We start from the raw sequence: 14,394 nt of genomic DNA on the forward strand, positions 1-14,394 counted from the left end.
GCGAATGCGGCAGATTGCAGCTCAGTTTCCACCCCTCTTCCCCGGTTCAGGGCTCCTTCGGCGTGCCCGGACCAGGGCCTCACCCACAGGAGCCGTAGCGTTGAAGGCGCTGGTCAAGGAGAAGGCGGAGCCCGGACTCCGGCTCACGGACGTCCCCGAGCCCACGGTCGGACCCGGTGACGTACTGATCAAGGTCCAGCGGACCGGCATCTGCGGCACCGATCTGCACATCCGATCCTGGGACGGCTGGGCCAGGCGGACGATCCGCACCCCGCTGGTGGTCGGACACGAGTTCGTCGGCGAGGTCGTCGGGACCGGCCGGGACGTCGCCGACATCAAGGTGGGCGACCGGGTCAGCGGGGAGGGCCACCTGGTGTGCGGCAAGTGCCGCAACTGCCTGGCCGGCCGCCGCCATCTGTGCCGGGCCACGATCGGGCTCGGCGTCGGCCGCGACGGGGCGTTCGCGGAGTACGTCGCCCTGCCCGCCACCAACGTCTGGGTGCACCGCGTCCCCGTCGACCTCGACGTCGCCGCGATCTTCGACCCGTTCGGCAACGCCGTGCACACCGCGCTGTCCTTCCCGCTGGTCGGCGAGGACGTCCTGATCACCGGCGCGGGCCCGATCGGCCTCATGGCCGCCGCGGTGGCCCGGCACGCCGGCGCCCGCAACGTCGTGATCACCGACGTCAGCGAGGAGCGCCTGCAGCTGGCGCGGAAGGTCGGGGTGAGCCTCGCGCTCAACGTGGCGGAGTCGACCATCGCCGACGGGCAGCGTGAACTCGGCCTGCGCGAGGGCTTCGACATCGGCCTGGAGATGTCCGGCCGCGCCGAGGCCATGCGAGACATGATCGCCAACATGACGCACGGCGGCCGGATCGCCATGCTCGGCCTGCCCACGCAGGAGTTCCCTGTCGACTGGTCCCGGATCGTCACCTCGATGATCACCATCAAGGGCATCTACGGCCGCGAGATGTTCGAGACCTGGTACGCGATGTCGGTGCTGCTGGAAGCCGGCCTCGACCTGTCCCCCGTGATCACCGGCCGGTACGACTACCGCGACTTCGAGGCGGCGTTCGCCGACGCGGCGAGTGGCCGCGGCGGCAAGGTGATCCTCGACTGGACTGTTTGATTTCCGGCTCGGTTCGCCTCCCCCTTCGGCTCACTCGCCCCCTGCACTTGATGGAGCCCCTCATGTTCAACTCTGTTCGAGACGACCTGCGCGCCACCCTCGACGAGATCCGTGCCGCCGGTCTGCACAAGCCCGAGCGGGTGATCGACACCCCGCAGTCCGCGACCGTCAACGTCAGCGCGGGTGGCCGCCCCGGCGAGGTCCTCAACTTCTGCGCCAACAACTACCTCGGTCTCGCCGACCACCCCGAGGTGATCGCCGCGGCCCACGCGGCCCTGGACCGCTGGGGCTACGGCATGGCCTCCGTGCGCTTCATCTGCGGTACTCAGGAGGTGCACAAGGAGCTGGAGGCGCGGCTGTCCGCGTTCCTCGGGCAGGAGGACACGATCCTCTACTCCTCCTGCTTCGACGCCAACGGCGGCGTCTTCGAGACGCTGCTCGACGCCGAGGACGCGGTGATCTCCGACGCCCTGAACCACGCCTCGATCATCGACGGCATCCGCCTGTCCAAGGCCCGCCGCTTCCGCTACGCGAACCGCGACATGGCGGACCTGGAGCGGCAGTTGAAGGAGGCCACCGAGGGCGGTGCGCGCCGCAGGCTGATCGTCACGGACGGCGTCTTCTCCATGGACGGCTACGTGGCCCCGCTCCGTGAGATCTGCGATCTGGCCGACCGCTACGACGCGATGGTCATGGTCGACGACTCGCACGCCGTCGGCTTCGTCGGCCCCGGCGGCCGCGGCACCCCCGAGCTGCACGGTGTCATGGACCGCGTCGACATCATCACCGGCACCCTCGGCAAGGCGCTCGGCGGCGCGTCCGGCGGCTATGTCGCCGCCCGTGCCGAGATCGTGGCCCTGCTGCGCCAGCGCTCGCGGCCGTACCTGTTCTCGAACACCTTGGCCCCGGTGATCGCGGCCGCCTCCCTGAAGGTCATCGACCTGCTGGAGTCGGCCGACGAGCTGCGTGTCCGTCTCACCGAGAACACGGCGCTGTTCCGCCGCCGGATGACCGAGGAGGGCTTCGACATCCTCCCCGGCGACCACGCCATCGCGCCCGTCATGATCGGCGACGCCGCGAAGGCGGGCCGCACGGCGGAGCTGCTGCTCGAGCGCGGTGTGTATGTGATCGGCTTCTCCTACCCGGTCGTCCCGCAGGGCCAGGCCCGCATCCGCGTCCAGCTGTCCGCCGCCCACTCCACCGAGGACGTCAACCGTGCGGTCGACGCCTTCGTCGCGGCCCGGGCGGAGCTGGAGGGCTGAGCAGGGCGGACGCCTTGCGATAATTGGCCGCATGATCGAAGCGCGGCGGCTCCACATCCTGCGTGCGGTGGCGGACCACCGCACCGTGACAGCGGCTGCCGCCGCGCTCTATCTCACGCCCTCGGCCGTCTCCCAGCAGCTGGCGGCCCTGGAGCAGGAGACGGGCCACCGGCTGGTCGAGCGCAGCGCCAAGGGCGTACGGCTGACCCCGGCCGGCGAGATCCTCCTCGGGCACACCAATGCCGTCCTCGCCCAGCTGGAACGGGCCGAGGCGGAACTCGCCGCGTACGGCTCGGGCGAGGCCGGCACGGTCACCGTCGCCGCCTTCGCGACCGGTATCGCCCAGGTCGTCGCCCCCGCGGTGGCCCGGCTCGCGCAGGCGGCCCCCGGCATACGCATCCGCGTCCAGGACGCCGAGGGCGACGCCAGCCTGCCCATGGTCCTGGACCGGCAGGTCGATGTCGCGGTCGCCGTCGAGTACCGCGGGGCCCCACCCGCAGACGACCCGCGGCTGACCCACGTCCCGCTCTACGCCGAGCCCTTCGACGCGGTCGTCCCGGTCACCCACCGCCTGGCCGACACCACCGAGGTCCCCCTCGCCGAGCTGGCCAAGGACACGTGGATCGGCCCCTACCCCGGCAACCCCTGCCACGACGTCGTCGTCCTGGCCTGTGAGAGCGCCGGATTCCAGCCTCGCCTCGAACACTCCTCGGACGACTTCCGCGCTGTCGTGGCACTCGCCTCCGCCGACGCGGGCGTCGCCCTCGTCCCGCGCTCCGCCCTGCGCGGCATGGACCTCACGGGCGTGGTGGTCCGCCCCGTCGACGGCGTGGCCCCGACCCGCCGGGTCTTCGCGGCGGTCCGGCGGGGCGCCGAGGGCCACCCCTTGATCCGGCAGGTGCTGGACGCACTGGGCGAGGCGGCACAGGCGTGAGCCTTCCGTAATCCGTCCGTCTCATATCGGGGATAACGTCCCGGATATGAGACGTGAACGGGAAGGCCTCGCCCCGGACGCCGTCGACGCGCGGCTCGGGGCCCGCCTGGTCGAGCTGCGGGCCGAACGCGGCTGGTCGCTGGGCGAGCTGGCGGAGCGCAGCGGAGTGAGCAGATCGACCCTGTCCCGGGCCGAGCGCGCGGAGGTCAGCCCCACGGCAGCGCTCCTCAACCGTCTGTGCCAGGTGTACGGGCGGACCATGTCCCAGCTGCTCAGCGAGGTGGAGTCGGCGCCCGCGTTGGTGCTGCGCGCGGCCGAGCAGTCGGTGTGGGAGGACCGGGCCTCCGGATTCGTAAGGCGCTCGGTGTCGCCCCCGCACGCCGGGCTGCGCGGCGAGCTCGTCGAGGGGCGCCTGACCGCCGGGGCCGACATCGCCTACGACCGGCCGCCCGTACCGGGCCTGGAACAGCACATCTGGGTCCTGGCGGGAGCGCTCGAGATCACCGCTCAGGACGTCCGGCACCGACTGGACACCGGTGACTGCCTGCGGCTGCGGGTGTGGGGAGCGACGCGGTTCCGGTGCCCGGGGCCCGAGGACGTGCGCTATGTGCTGGCGGTGGTGCTGCCATGACGGTGACCCGCCTGGACGCGGACTGCGCAAGGGACTTCGCGGAGGGACTGGCCGAACTGCTCACCGCCGTCGTGGCCGACGGGGCGTCCGTCGGCTTCCTGGCCCCGCTCGGCCACGCGGAGGCCCTCGCCTGGTGGGAGGAGCGGGTGACTGCCGTGGCCGCCGGGCAGCTCGCCGTGTGGGTGGCGCGGGGCGAGGACGGACGGGTGACCGGGACGGTGAGCCTGGCCTTCCCCGGCAAACCCAACAGCCGGCACCGCGGCGAGATCGTCAAGCTCATGGTCCACCGGGACGGCCGTGGCCGGGGTCTCGGCCGCCGGCTGCTGTCCACCGCCGAGGATGCGGCCGCCGCGGCCGGAATCACCCTCCTGCATCTGGACACCGAGACCGACAGCCCCGCCGAGCACCTCTACCGCTCGGCCGGCTGGACCAGGGCCGGCGTCATCCCCGACTACGCGGCGAGCCCCGCCGGAGTGCTGCGTCCCACCTCGCTCTACTACAAGCGCATGCCCGCTCCGACCAGGTGACTGTCAGTGGCACGGGCTACGGTGCCTGTCATGCCGGATGCCGAAGACGTACGCCGCATCGCCCTGTCCCTGCCGGACACCATGGAGAAGATCGCCTGGAGCATGCCCACGTTCCGGGTGGCCGGGAAGATGTTCGCCACGCTGCCCGAGGAGGAGACCTCCATCGCCGTGCGCTGTCCCAAGGAGGAGCGCGACGAACTGGTCCTGGCGGAACCGGGGAAGTTCTGGATCGCCGACCACGAGGCCCAGTTCGCCTGGGTCCGCGTCCGGCTCGCCGCACTGGAGGACGAGGACGAACTGCGCGACATCCTCGCCGACTCCTGGCGTCAGGCGGCCCCACCCCGACTCCTCGACGCCCACCCGGAATTGGGGCTGCCGGGCGGGGCGTGAGAAACCCGACTCGGCGCCGGGCGCCCGTACCGTGACCGCGCACCGATCACCCCCGTAGCGGCGCAGCGACGAACCCCGCGATCCGGTCCCGCAGACCTGCCGCGTCGAGCCCGTGCGCGGCGATGTGCTCCTCGACGCTTCCGTACCGTCGCAGTTCGCGCCGCCCCACGCCCAGCCCGAGCACCCGGTGGGGCACGTCCGGGAGGGCCTCGTTCACGGCGGCCGTAGACGTTCCGGCGAGATACGGCTCGACCAGCACGACGTCCGTGCCCGCCGACTCGGTGGCCCGGCGCAGTGCGGGCGCGTCGAAGGGGCGTACCGTCGTCGCGTACAGGACGGTGACATCGAAGTTCTCGGTGGCGGTGAGGACGGCGTCCAGCACCGGACCCACGGCGACGACCACGCCGGAGCGCCCCTCGCGGACGGTGAGGAAACGCTGTCCGTCCACCGGGAGGCCCTTCCCGTTGGTCTGCACGGACAGCCGGACGTACACCTTGTCGTCTCCCGCCGCGACCGCGTGCCGCAGCAGTGTCTCGGCCTCGTCGGGGTGCCCCGGCACATGTACGGTCCAGCCGTCCAGGGTGTCGAGCAGTGCCACGTCGCCGGGTGCCATGTGCGTGTAGCCGCCCGCGGGCCAGTCGAAGGAGGCGGCCGCGCTCACCAGTACCGCCCCGGCGTCCTGGTGCCCGAGGTCCAGCTTCACCTGCTCGAAGGGCCGCTCGACCAGAAAACTGGCGAAGGTGTGCACGACCGGGCGCATTCCGGTGAGCGCGAGCCCGGCGGCGGCCCCGACCAGGAGCTGCTCGCGGATACCGACGTTGATCACCCGGTCCGGATGCCGGCGCCACGCCCCGGCGAAGCCGTCCTTGCCGATCTCGGCGAGGACGACCGCGACCCGGGGATCCTCGTCGAGGATCCGGGAGACGACGGGGGCGAAGCGGTCACGCATGGTGTCCATGGAGGTCAGGCCCTTCTGAAAGTCTGGAATCGGGTCAGGCGTGCTTCGGTTCGACACGGGCCACGACCACGTGCGGACGGCCCGGATGCGGCGCGGTGAAGGCGGCGTACAGCGCCTCGTGGTCCCGGCCGTCGACGGTCACCGCGGACCAGCCCGCGGCCTCGAAGCGCGCGGCGATCCCGCCGGGCCGGGTGTGGCTCGCGGAGGAGTTGTCGACGACGACGGTGTGCAGTCGCTCCAGACCGGCGGGCCCGGCGAAGGCGATCGCCTCGTGGTTGCTGCCCTCGTCCAGCTCGGCGTCCCCGATCAGCACCCAGACCCGTGGATCGTCCAGCCCCTGGGCGCGCAGCCCCAGCGCCGTGCCCACCGCGATCGGCAGCCCGTGCCCGAGCGAGCCGCTGCCGATCTCCGCCCCCGGCACCAGCACACGGTCGGGATGGTGGCCGAGCGGGGAGTCGTACGAGCCGAAGCCCGCCAGCCACTCGACCGGCACGAAGCCCTTGGCGGCCAGTACCGCGTAGTACGCCATCGGCCCGTGCCCCTTGCTCAGCAGGAACCGGTCCCGTGCCGGATCGTCCGTCGACCGCGGCCCGACCCGCAGCACCCGGTCGTACAGGACCCAGAGCACGTCGAGCGTGGAGGTGGCCGCCGGGCCGTGCTTCTCGTCGCCGGTCATCCTGCTCATCAGCCCGGGCAGGTCCGTGTATGTGTACGTGCGCCCGCGCGTCTCGGTGATCGTCATGCGGATGATCGTGCAACCTCAATCAAACTTGAGGTCAAGACAAAAGGGTGCGCGACCACCGACCCGAGTGCGGTATTGTTTCCCTGCGCGTTTCGACCGGGGAAACCCCAGGTCAGACGGCACCGGGACGTGGCGCAGCTTGGTAGCGCACTTGACTGGGGGTCAAGGGGTCGCAGGTTCAAATCCTGTCGTCCCGACGGTGCGAGGGGTCTTCGCGGGCAGCAGCCCGCGGAGGCCCTTTTTTTGCCAGGTCCTGCCGTCAAATCCCCGTCGTCCGCCCGCAGGGCGGGCCCTGCGGCGACATGGGGGTCCCCTGCTCGAGCGAAGCCGACAGCTCGGGGGAGCGTGCATGGCGTCGCCGGGCAGACGGGGATTTGACGACAGGACCTAGGGCCGGTAGCGCCCGGTGACCTCGACGAGGTAACCCCGCAGCATGGTCTTGGCCTCGTCGAGGAGGGCGGCGTCGCCCTCGGGGTCGCGGCGGAACGCCTCCTGGGCGAGTGCGTCGGCGGCCAGGAACGCGGCGTGGCAGGCCCGGCTCAGGGCCTCGTCGTCCTCGGCCAGGCCGAGCGCCAGCAGAATGCGGCGGACCCCGTCGGCCATCCGGCGCTTGTGCTCGCGGTCCGCCTCCCGGGTCCGCTCGGTCAGACCGCTGCCGAACCACAGCGCCCGGAAGCCGTGTTCGCAGCGGTAGACCGCGGCGCAGGCGTCGAGGAGCACGCCGACCGGGTCGTCCCAGCGCTGGTCGGCCGCGGTCCGGCCGAAGTCGTCCATGACCGCCTCGAGCCGGGCGAAGTATCCGCCCGCCAGGGCGTCGATGATCGCGTCGCGGTCGGGGAGGTACTGGTACAGCGAGCCGACCGACACCTTCGCCTCCGCCGCGACGCGCGTGGTGGTCAGCGCCTCGACGCCCTCGGAGACCAGGACTCGCTCGGCGGCCTCCAGTACCCCGGCGAGGCGGGCCTTGCTGCGTGCCTGCCGGGGAGTGCGGCGCAGCGGGGTGAGGCCATCGGCCCGGTCGGTGTCCGTGGTCGGCTCGCCCATGTATGGCCTCCGAAGCTGAACGTGACTTTGTTTCAGGTTTACGTTAGCGTCGCGGACATGACGGACTCAAGCTCCGCGCTGGGCCGGGAGAGAGCCGCCGTCGCGGACGCCTGCCGCCGTCTGGGGGCGGCGGGACTGCTGATGGGTACGGCCGGAAACGTCAGCGTGCGTGTGGGGGAGCGGGTCGCGGTCACCGCGACCGGGGCGGTTCTCGCCCAGTTGACCGCCGGTCAGGTGACCGTGGTCGACCTGGACGGGAAGGTCGTGGCAGGGACCCTGCGGCCGACCTCCGAACTGGAACTGCACCTCGGCGTCTACCGGCGTTACGGCGCCGGCGCGATCGTTCACACCCACGCCCCGATGGCCACCGCCCTGTCCTGCGTCCTGGACGAACTTCCCTGCATCCACTACCAGTTGCTCGCCCTCGGCGGCACCGTCCGGGTCGCCCCGTACGCCACGTTCGGCACCCCGGAACTCGCCGAGTCGGTGCTCCGGGCGCTCGAAGGCCGCAGCTCCGCCCTGATGGCCAGTCACGGGGCGCTCACCCACGGCCCGACGCTCGACAAGGCGGTCGAGAACGCCCTGCTGCTGGAGTGGGCCTGCGGTGTGTATCAGCACGCGGCCGCCATCGGCACTCCCCGCGTCCTCGACGAACAGCAGCAACTCGCGGTGATCGAGGCCGCGATCGCACGCAACTACGGCACCACCCAGTCCGTACCACCCGTGCAGGAGGGAAACCGATGAAGGTCGTCACGCTGGGCGTGCATGTGCTGGACGTGCTGGTGCGGCCGGTGGAGACCATACCCGAGGGCCAGGGCGCGACACTGGTGGAGGACATCCGGATGACCGCCGCCGGCACCGCCGGCGGGACCGCGCTCACCCTGGCCAAGCTGGGCGCCTCGGTGCGCAGCGCGGGGGCGATTGGATCCGACCCCACCGGAGACATGCTGGTCCAGCTGCTGGGCAGGGCGGGCATCGACACCGAGCTCCTCGTCCGCCGTGCGGACACCTCCACCTCGACCAGCGTCCTGCCCATCCGCCCGAACGGCGACCGGCCCTCGCTGCACCTGCTCGGCGCCAACATCACCTACGGGCTCGACGACGTCCCCTGGGACGCGATCGCCGAAGCCACTCATCTGCACCTCGGTGGCCCCGAACTGATCGGCGTCGACGTCGCCGCGCGCATCCTGTCGCACGCGAAGGAACACGGCGTCGTCACCTCCGTGGACCTGCTCGCCCCCGGTGTCCTCGGCAGCTTCGAGCAGATCGCGGCGGCCCTGCCGTACGTGGACCATCTGCTGCCCAACGACGAACAGGTCCTGGGCTTCTCCGGCGAGGAGGACCTGGTCGCGGGCGCAAAGAAGCTCCTCGGCGCAGGCGCCGGCCTCGTCGCGGTCACCCGCGGCGGCGAGGGAGCGCTCCTGGTCACCGGGGAGGGCACCGAAACCGTCCCCGCCTTCGCGATCGACGTCGTCGACACCACCGGATGCGGTGACGCCTTCTCGGCCGGGTTCCTGCGCGGCGTGGGCCTGGGCCGTACGCCCCGCGAGTCCGCCGTGCTCGGCTGTGCCGCGGCGGCGCTGGTGGCCCAGGGACTCGGCAGCGACCACGGCGACTTCGACCTCGCGGCCGCCGACGCGTTCGCCGCGGCGCACGGGTCACACGCCTGATCGGGCTCAGCCCACGTGGCCCACGTGCGCGAGGGCCTGCTTCAGCAGCACACCGTGGCCGCCCGGCATCTCGCTCTGGACCGCCTCCGAGACGGCCTCCTGCGGGGTGAACCACACCAGGTCCAGGGCGTCCTGCCGGGGCCGGCAGTCGCCGGTCACCGGGACGACGTAGGCGAGGGACACCGCGTGCTGGCGCGGGTCGTGGTACGGGGTGACACCCGCGGTCGGGAAGTACTCGGCGACCGTGAAGGGCTGCAGGGAGGGCGGGACCCGGGGCAGGGCCACCGGGCCGAGGTCCTTCTCCAGGTGACGCAACAGGGCGTCGCGGACCCGTTCGTGGTGCAGGACACGGCCGGAGACCAGGGTCCGGCTGACCGTTCCGTCCGGTCCGATGCGGAGCAGCAGTCCGATGCTGGTGACTTCGCCGCTGTCGTCGACGCGCACGGGCACGGCCTCGACGTAGAGGATCGGCATGCTGGCGCGGGCCATTTCCAGCTCGTCCGTGGACAGCCAGCCGGGCGTGGTTTCGGTCATGTCAGACATTGCTTGATCATACTTTCCGGGTGGGGCGCGCGCTCAGTCGCGGCCATGGTCGGATGCGGGCAGTCCGTACAGGCGACGGGCGTTGTCACGCCCCGTCCAGGCGGCGATCAGCAGGGCATCGGGCAGGCTCAGCTCGTCGGCGTCCACCCGGTCCTGGAGCAGAGCCGCCAGTCCCTGCCGGAAGGACAGCGCGCCGAGGTGGTGGAATTCGGCCACACCGTAGGCGTCGGAGCTGTACAGAAGTTTGCGGAACGGGGTGATCTCCAGAGCCTCCTCCAGGATCGCCCGGGACCGGGCCGGCCCCGTGTAGTGGAGGGCGAGCCCGACGTCGAGGTACACCTGCTCGAACACCGCCGCCAGATAGGCCGCCTGACGCTGGTAGGGCCAGCAGTGCAGGAACAGCACCGGGATCGTGCCGCTCGTCAGATGCAGCCAGTCCGTCAGCAGGGCGGGGTCGCAGCGGTGCAGCCGGATGTCGTTGTCGCCGAGTCCGGTGTGGAGCTGCAGCGGGAGTCCCAGGTCCACGGCGGTCCACAGCAGATGCCGTACCAGGACCGGGTCGGCCAGGCGGCCGGTGCCGGAGTCGAGTGCGTGCCGGGCCGCCCGCGTCACCTCCGCGTCCGCCGGCCTCGCGGGGTCCAGGCCGAAGCCGGTGCGGTAGGCGGCCACCGACTTCACCGCCACCACGCCCGGGCGCCGTACGGCTTCCTCCGCGGCCGCCCGGAACACGCGCCCGTACTCGCCCGCCTCGACGCCCCGCGCCAGCACCGCCTCGGCCACGCCCTCCAGCCGCACGACCTCGTACGCCGCACCGCCCGCGGCGTCCGCCAGCTCGGCTGGACCGGTGACCGGGTGCAGGGCATAGCCCGTGTCCACGCAGAACGTCTCGGCCCCCGCCGCCGTGAGGAACCGCCGGTTGACCTCGCGCCAGCCCAGGGCGGACCGCCGGGCGAGGTAGTCGGCGGCGGGCGCGTGCCGGGGCAGGTCCAGCAGGGGCGCGCAGTGTCGTCGTACGGCCACGCCGACGGGGCTGTCGAAGGGCGAGATCCCGCTGCCGGGCCACACCTCGCCCTCGGTGATCAGCGACTCGAACGCCGGCCGGTCGAGGTCGGCCATGACGGCGCCGTGGCAGTGGTGGTCCACGAGCGGCAGACCGGCGAGCGCGTCCTGGACCGGTCCGGGTGCGGCCATCGTCAGTACTTCCAGCGGTAGGCCGCCGCCACCTGCGCGTCGTCGAGGCCCTCGACGGCGGCGGCCTCCCCGAGACGTACGGCGGTCACCGCGTCGGCCAGGACCGGGCCCAGCGCGGCACGCAGCACCTCGTCCGCGCGGAACCGCTCCACCGCCTCCTTCAGAGAGACCGGCAGCCGGTGCACGCCCCGGGCCGCCGCCTCCTCGGCACCGAACCGTGCCGGGTCCCCGGTGATCTCCTCGGGCAGGGGCGCGGCCGACGCCGTCCCGTCGAGCCCGGCGGCGATGACGCAGCCCAGGGCGAGATAGGGGTTGGCGGCCAGGTCGACCGGTTTGACCTCGAGGTTCGCCGACTGCTCCTGGCGGCCGGCCGTACCGGTGACCACCCGCAGCGCGGCCTCGCGCGTCTCCCGGCCCCAGGCGGTGAACACCCCGGCCCACTGGGAGGGCTTGAGCCGCAGATAGCTGGCCGGACTCGGTGCGGTCACGGCCGTCAGCGCGGGCAGCCGGGCGAGCACCCCGGCAGCGAACGACTCGGCCTCGGGCGTCATGCCGTACCGGCCCTCGCCCCCGGCGTGCAGACTCACCCCGTCGCGCAGGCAGGAGAGATGGATGTGGCCGCCGTTGCCGACCCCCTCGGCGGACACGGCCGGGGCGAAGGACACGCGCAGGCCGTGCCGCTGCGACACCGCGCGGACGGTCTGCCGCACCAGCACGCTGCGGTCGGCCGCGGCCACCGGGTCCAGCGCCCCGGCCGACAGCTCGAACTGTCCGGGCGCGTACTCGGGATGGATCTGCTCCACGTCCACGCCCTGGGCGGCGCAGGCCGCGAGCAGATCGGCGGTGTAGTCGCTCAGCTCGACCTGCCGGGTCGCGCCGTACGCCGGGCCGGACACCGCCGGGACGAACTCCCCGTCGGGCGCCGATCCGAGACCGACCGACCACTCGATCTCGATGCCCGCGCGGAAGGTGATCCCGAGCCGCTCCTCGGCGTCCGCGACCAGGCGGCGCAGGAAGGTCCGGCTGCAACCGGGGTGGCGCTCGCCCTCCTGGGTGATGCGGTCGACGGGGGCCCAGGCCCAGCCGGGCTGTCCGGCCAGCTCCACCAGCCCGTCGAGGTCCGGGTAGAGGCGCAGGTCGCCGTCCGGTGAGCCGAGCACGTCGGTCGTGACGATGGAGTCGTCGGCCAGGAAGGTGTCGAAGACGGGGGACATCCCGATGCCCCAGGCCGCCGCCGTGGCGAGCCGTGCCGTCGGTACGCTCTTCACCCGGCCGATGCCCGCGGTGTCCACATAGGCCAGCACGACTCCGCGCACGCCCCGCTCGGCCAGCTCCGCGGCGAGCGCATCGGCCCGCCGTACGTCGCCCGGACGTCCGCCGGGCACGGGGTCGACAAGGGTGGTCATGGTCCTCCTCGACGGGCTCGGCCTCGCCCGCTCGTGGTCAGGGTTTCACGGCCACCGCGCCGAACTGCGGTACCGCGGCGGCGGAGTCGGTCCCGGCGCGCCACTGGGAGCACGGCACCAGGCCCGGCTCCAGCAGGTCGAGGCCCTCGAGGAAGCCGGCGATCTCGGCGCGGGTACGGGCGGTGATCGGCGGGGTGGCGTTCTCGTTCCAGAACTTCATCGCGGCGATATTGCCCTCGCCGCCGAGGTCGGCGTCGAAGGTGGGATGCGTGAGGACGAGGAAACTGCCCGAGGGGACCGCCGCCATGACCCGGTGCACGATGTCCCGCGCCTTGTCGGTGTCGAGCACGAAGTTGAGGATGCCCAGCATCATCACCGCGACGGGCCGGTCCAGGTCGAGGGTCTCGGCGGCGTGCCCGACGATGCTGTCCGGGTCGTGCACATCGGCGTCGATGTAGTCGGTGACGCCCTCGGGGGTGCTGGTCAGCAGCGTGCGGGCGTGCATGAGCACGATCGGGTCGTTGTCGACGTACACGATCCTGGACTCGGGCGCGATCCGCTGTGCCATCTCGTGCGTGTTGTCGACGGTCGGCAGACCGGTGCCGATGTCGAGGAACTGCCGCACCCGGCGCTCGACGGCCAGGAACCGCACCGCCCGTCCCAGGAAGTCGCGGTCCGCTCGGGCCACCGCCCGGATCACCGGGAACATCCCGGCGACGTGCTCGCCGACCCGCTGGTCGACCTCGTAGTGGTCCTTGCCGCCGATCCAGTAGTTCCAGACCCGCGCGTTGTGCGCCACGGTGGTGTTCAGCCTCGCCGCTCCACCCTCCGCCGGGTGACTCTCGCTCACGTCGCTGCCCTTCGTCATGCGCGGCTGTCCGCCGCCATTGTGCCGTCCGGTGATCGTCATGTCCCGGGAATCGGCGCAGCGGGCCGGTCCGGGACCACCCGGCGCATGAGGAACACTGGTTCGAGTTCGTCCGTCCCCGACCGGAAGCAGGACATGCCCGCCTCCCCAGCGTCCCTCCTTGCGACTCCCGACCTGCCCATCGTCCCTGCCGACATCCGGCTCGTCGTCACCGACATGGACGGCACGCTCCTCGACGACGCCAAGCGGATCCCGGAGGGGCTGTGGCCCATGCTGGCCGAACTGCGCCGGCGCGGTGTGCTGTTCAGCCCGGCGAGCGGCCGCCAGTACGCCACACTGGCAAGGCAGTTCGCCGATGTGGCCGACGGCATGGTGTTCATCGCGGAGAACGGCACCTATGTGGTGCGCGACGGGCTGGAGCTGAGCTCGGACCCGCTGGCGCCCGCCGTCGCCGCCGGCCTCGCCCGGGCCGTACGGCGGCTGGTGGCGGACGGCGTGGACGTGGGCGCCGTCGTCTGCGGCAAGCGGTCCGCGTACGTCGAGCGGACCGACGAGCCCTTCCTGGCCGAGGTGCGCAAGTACTACGTCGAGCACCGCGTCGTCGAGGACGTCACCACGGTCGACGACGACGTGATCAAGGTGGCCCTGTTCGACTTCGGCCAGGCCGAGCGGACCACGGCGCCCGCCCTGTCGGCCTTCGCGGACACCCACCAGGTCGTCGTCTCCGGCGAGCACTGGGTCGATGTCATGAACCGCACCGCCAACAAGGGCACCGCCCTGCGCGGCCTGCAGCGCGAACTCGGCATCACGCCCGCCCAGACCATGGTGTTCGGCGACTACCTCAACGACCTGGAGATGCTCGACGCCGCCGAGTGGTCCTTCGCCATGGCCAACGCCCACCCGGCGGTGGTCGCCCGGGCCCGCCATCTGGCCCCGTCCAACAACGACAACGGAGTGCTGCGCACGATCGCCGAAGTGCTGGGTATGTCCGGCCACTGAGCCGGTTCCCCGGCACGCCTGCGGCCTCGGACCGGCGGCCCGACCGCGGGTCACCGCGGATGCGGACCGGCGTGCTGCGTGCGCAGTCTTGAGATTCCGG

The 14,394-nt window shown here is 72.1% G+C and carries 16 protein-coding genes and 1 tRNA gene; 10 read left to right on the plus strand and 7 right to left on the minus strand.

Annotated elements, in window-relative coordinates; genetic code table 11:
- Positions 1-100 precede the first annotated feature (100 nt).
- The 6 genes from tdh to Q8A52_RS10315 all read left to right on the plus strand — a co-directional run bounded on the left by tdh (position 101) and on the right by Q8A52_RS10315 (position 4,873).
- Positions 101-1,129, plus strand: a complete 1,029-nt coding sequence (gene tdh / locus Q8A52_RS10290) for an L-threonine 3-dehydrogenase (RefSeq protein ID WP_316750319.1) — start codon at positions 101-103, stop codon at positions 1,127-1,129.
- A 62-nt stretch (positions 1,130-1,191) separates the two neighbouring features.
- On the plus strand, positions 1,192-2,391 hold the full coding sequence (locus tag Q8A52_RS10295; protein WP_316750321.1) for a glycine C-acetyltransferase: 1,200 nt from the start codon (positions 1,192-1,194) through the stop codon (positions 2,389-2,391).
- A 31-nt stretch (positions 2,392-2,422) separates the two neighbouring features.
- Positions 2,423-3,325, plus strand: coding sequence for a LysR family transcriptional regulator (locus Q8A52_RS10300; protein ID WP_316750322.1), 903 nt, complete (start codon positions 2,423-2,425; stop codon positions 3,323-3,325).
- A 46-nt stretch (positions 3,326-3,371) separates the two neighbouring features.
- A complete protein-coding gene (locus Q8A52_RS10305; RefSeq protein ID WP_316750323.1) occupies positions 3,372-3,956 on the plus strand; it encodes a helix-turn-helix domain-containing protein in 585 nt (194 codons plus the stop codon).
- A complete protein-coding gene (locus Q8A52_RS10310; RefSeq protein ID WP_316750325.1) occupies positions 3,953-4,483 on the plus strand; it encodes a GNAT family N-acetyltransferase in 531 nt (176 codons plus the stop codon). Before Q8A52_RS10305 ends, Q8A52_RS10310 begins: the two co-directional genes overlap by 4 nt.
- A gap of 30 nt (positions 4,484-4,513) precedes the next feature.
- The gene (locus Q8A52_RS10315) at positions 4,514-4,873 is read left to right on the plus strand and encodes an MmcQ/YjbR family DNA-binding protein (protein WP_316750326.1); all 360 of its coding nucleotides are present in this window, start codon (positions 4,514-4,516) and stop codon (positions 4,871-4,873) included.
- A 46-nt stretch (positions 4,874-4,919) separates the two neighbouring features.
- Here Q8A52_RS10315 and Q8A52_RS10320 read toward each other — a convergent pair whose 3' ends face one another.
- The gene (locus tag Q8A52_RS10320) at positions 4,920-5,831 is read right to left on the minus strand and encodes a transketolase family protein (protein ID WP_316750328.1); all 912 of its coding nucleotides are present in this window, start codon (positions 5,829-5,831) and stop codon (positions 4,920-4,922) included.
- A gap of 34 nt (positions 5,832-5,865) precedes the next feature.
- Positions 5,866-6,573, minus strand: a complete 708-nt coding sequence (locus Q8A52_RS10325; RefSeq protein WP_316750330.1) for a transketolase — start codon at positions 6,571-6,573, stop codon at positions 5,866-5,868.
- Positions 6,574-6,696: 123 nt separating this feature from the next.
- Here Q8A52_RS10325 and Q8A52_RS10330 point away from each other — a divergent pair.
- Positions 6,697-6,770, plus strand: a tRNA-Pro gene (locus tag Q8A52_RS10330).
- A 190-nt stretch (positions 6,771-6,960) separates the two neighbouring features.
- On the opposite strand, the gene Q8A52_RS10335 is transcribed toward Q8A52_RS10330, so the two are convergent.
- Complete coding sequence (locus Q8A52_RS10335) at positions 6,961-7,617, minus strand: TetR/AcrR family transcriptional regulator (RefSeq protein WP_316750332.1); 657 nt, start codon at positions 7,615-7,617, stop codon at positions 6,961-6,963.
- Positions 7,618-7,674: 57 nt separating this feature from the next.
- On the opposite strand from Q8A52_RS10335, the gene Q8A52_RS10340 reads away from it, so the two are divergent.
- Together Q8A52_RS10340 and Q8A52_RS10345 are read left to right on the plus strand one after the other, a co-directional pair.
- The gene (locus Q8A52_RS10340; protein ID WP_316750333.1) at positions 7,675-8,361 is read left to right on the plus strand and encodes a class II aldolase/adducin family protein; all 687 of its coding nucleotides are present in this window, start codon (positions 7,675-7,677) and stop codon (positions 8,359-8,361) included.
- Positions 8,358-9,287 (plus strand): carbohydrate kinase family protein, encoded by a 930-nt coding sequence (locus Q8A52_RS10345; protein WP_316750335.1) that lies wholly within the window; start codon positions 8,358-8,360, stop codon positions 9,285-9,287. The genes Q8A52_RS10340 and Q8A52_RS10345 overlap by 4 nt, the downstream gene beginning before the upstream one ends.
- Positions 9,288-9,293: 6 nt before the next feature.
- On the opposite strand, the gene Q8A52_RS10350 is transcribed toward Q8A52_RS10345, so the two are convergent.
- The 4 genes from Q8A52_RS10350 to Q8A52_RS10365 are packed head-to-tail and all read right to left on the minus strand — an operon-like array spanning position 9,294 to position 13,295.
- On the minus strand, positions 9,294-9,821 hold the full coding sequence (locus Q8A52_RS10350) for an NUDIX hydrolase family protein (protein ID WP_316751008.1): 528 nt from the start codon (positions 9,819-9,821) through the stop codon (positions 9,294-9,296).
- Positions 9,822-9,863: 42 nt separating this feature from the next.
- Positions 9,864-11,021 (minus strand): amidohydrolase family protein, encoded by a 1,158-nt coding sequence (locus tag Q8A52_RS10355; RefSeq protein WP_316750339.1) that lies wholly within the window; start codon positions 11,019-11,021, stop codon positions 9,864-9,866.
- Between the two features lie 2 nt (positions 11,022-11,023).
- Positions 11,024-12,427, minus strand: a complete 1,404-nt coding sequence (locus Q8A52_RS10360; RefSeq protein WP_316750340.1) for a glutamine synthetase family protein — start codon at positions 12,425-12,427, stop codon at positions 11,024-11,026.
- Positions 12,428-12,464: 37 nt separating this feature from the next.
- Positions 12,465-13,295 (minus strand): SAM-dependent methyltransferase, encoded by an 831-nt coding sequence (locus Q8A52_RS10365; RefSeq protein WP_316751010.1) that lies wholly within the window; start codon positions 13,293-13,295, stop codon positions 12,465-12,467.
- Between the two features lie 135 nt (positions 13,296-13,430).
- Between Q8A52_RS10365 and Q8A52_RS10370 the strand changes: the two genes are divergently transcribed.
- Complete coding sequence (locus tag Q8A52_RS10370; RefSeq protein ID WP_316750342.1) at positions 13,431-14,294, plus strand: Cof-type HAD-IIB family hydrolase; 864 nt, start codon at positions 13,431-13,433, stop codon at positions 14,292-14,294.
- Positions 14,295-14,394 lie beyond the last annotated feature (100 nt).

Origin of the sequence: Streptomyces herbicida (genome assembly GCF_032656585.1) — a bacterium.
Lineage (GTDB): Bacteria > Actinomycetota > Actinomycetes > Streptomycetales > Streptomycetaceae > Streptomyces > Streptomyces herbicida.

Coding starts and splice junctions, on each gene's coding strand:
- Q8A52_RS10365 (WP_316751010.1), bottom strand. CDS start 13,295: ATGACGAAGGGCAGCGACGTGAGCGAGAGTCACCCGGCGGAGGGTGGA.
- Q8A52_RS10335 (WP_316750332.1), bottom strand. CDS start 7,617: ATGGGCGAGCCGACCACGGACACCGACCGGGCCGATGGCCTCACCCCG.
- Q8A52_RS10370 (WP_316750342.1), top strand. CDS start 13,431: ATGCCCGCCTCCCCAGCGTCCCTCCTTGCGACTCCCGACCTGCCCATC.
- Q8A52_RS10305 (WP_316750323.1), top strand. CDS start 3,372: ATGAGACGTGAACGGGAAGGCCTCGCCCCGGACGCCGTCGACGCGCGG.
- Q8A52_RS10355 (WP_316750339.1), bottom strand. CDS start 11,021: ATGGCCGCACCCGGACCGGTCCAGGACGCGCTCGCCGGTCTGCCGCTC.
- Q8A52_RS10350 (WP_316751008.1), bottom strand. CDS start 9,821: ATGACCGAAACCACGCCCGGCTGGCTGTCCACGGACGAGCTGGAAATG.
- Q8A52_RS10325 (WP_316750330.1), bottom strand. CDS start 6,573: ATGACGATCACCGAGACGCGCGGGCGCACGTACACATACACGGACCTG.
- Q8A52_RS10315 (WP_316750326.1), top strand. CDS start 4,514: ATGCCGGATGCCGAAGACGTACGCCGCATCGCCCTGTCCCTGCCGGAC.
- Q8A52_RS10310 (WP_316750325.1), top strand. CDS start 3,953: ATGACGGTGACCCGCCTGGACGCGGACTGCGCAAGGGACTTCGCGGAG.
- Q8A52_RS10340 (WP_316750333.1), top strand. CDS start 7,675: ATGACGGACTCAAGCTCCGCGCTGGGCCGGGAGAGAGCCGCCGTCGCG.
- Q8A52_RS10295 (WP_316750321.1), top strand. CDS start 1,192: ATGTTCAACTCTGTTCGAGACGACCTGCGCGCCACCCTCGACGAGATC.
- Q8A52_RS10360 (WP_316750340.1), bottom strand. CDS start 12,427: ATGACCACCCTTGTCGACCCCGTGCCCGGCGGACGTCCGGGCGACGTA.
- Q8A52_RS10320 (WP_316750328.1), bottom strand. CDS start 5,831: ATGGACACCATGCGTGACCGCTTCGCCCCCGTCGTCTCCCGGATCCTC.
- Q8A52_RS10300 (WP_316750322.1), top strand. CDS start 2,423: ATGATCGAAGCGCGGCGGCTCCACATCCTGCGTGCGGTGGCGGACCAC.
- Q8A52_RS10345 (WP_316750335.1), top strand. CDS start 8,358: ATGAAGGTCGTCACGCTGGGCGTGCATGTGCTGGACGTGCTGGTGCGG.